At 53.4% G+C, this 958-nt stretch carries 1 protein-coding gene; it reads right to left on the bottom strand.

Annotation, left to right across the window (positions count from 1 at the left end; all coding sequences use genetic code 11):
* Positions 1-646 precede the first annotated feature (646 nt).
* On the bottom strand, positions 647-958 hold a 312-nt coding region (locus GRI89_RS00150), incomplete at its 5' end, for a DDE-type integrase/transposase/recombinase (RefSeq protein WP_201290837.1).

Consider the following 958-nt stretch of genomic DNA (forward strand, 5'->3'; position numbering starts at 1 on the left):
AGGCATCACCCTGCCCTACCTCGACCCCGTTACGAGTCGGTGCATTTGCTCTGACAGCACCATAAGAGACGCAACAGTCACGTAACTTTGAATATTTTGCGCTATGGAGTCGGTTCAGTGCGCACCACCGCCTGATCAACTCCTGACATTAGGCCCACTCAGCACGAATGGCGCGAAGTAACGATTGAACCAGTTTCATGCCGCTTCTTCACTTGCGAAAGTGCGCACCAACCGCACTTGACTACCCAGACTAAGTGCTATCTCTGGTATAGATTTGAGTAACGGAACGTAAGGCAGGCGCCAATATGACATGGAAACGAGAGAGATTATTGGCTTGGTGGTTCTTCTTTTGGCGGTCGCATCGTCCGCAAGTGGAATTTGGGCAGCTCGACATAATTCTCGGCAGCGCAAATATCAGCGGATGCTAAGGAAGGAGCGCAAGGCGAGACGCGAACGGCATATCAACTTCACTCAAGAACACTAGTTTCATCTTTCCCGCGACTGCGGTACCAAAAAACCGCTATAGAAGTTCGGCGGTCTCGTCCTGTTGCAACTGCGTAGGTGTTGGGCATCTCGAGTCATGTTGCTTTCAGTCTGAAAATGACTTGTCTCCGGTTGGCTAAGCCATTCCTGATTCGGGCATGTTTCAGGCCATGAAAGTTTGCCACTCGGCCAGGGCGGCCAAGCGACAGATATTGTTGGCCTCAATGTCAGCGAGGTGGCGTTCTTTGTTGAATTGATCGCGGACGTTGGCGTGGAGTGAGGCGAACTTCTGCAGACTCTTCATTCGCCGGAACCGCAGCATGGCTCTTTCCCGTCTTCGGAACGGCAAGTGCGAGTTCTCGACCCTGTTGTTGGCCCAGCGGCCGATCTCCTGCTTTCCGGCATTGCCGAGCTCGTCCATCGCTGCCTTGTACGAGCGCAGGCCGTCGGTGGTGATTATCTCAGGTGAGCCATG

Origin of the sequence: Croceibacterium salegens (assembly GCF_009827435.1) — a bacterium.
Classification (GTDB): domain Bacteria; phylum Pseudomonadota; class Alphaproteobacteria; order Sphingomonadales; family Sphingomonadaceae; genus Croceibacterium_B; species Croceibacterium_B salegens.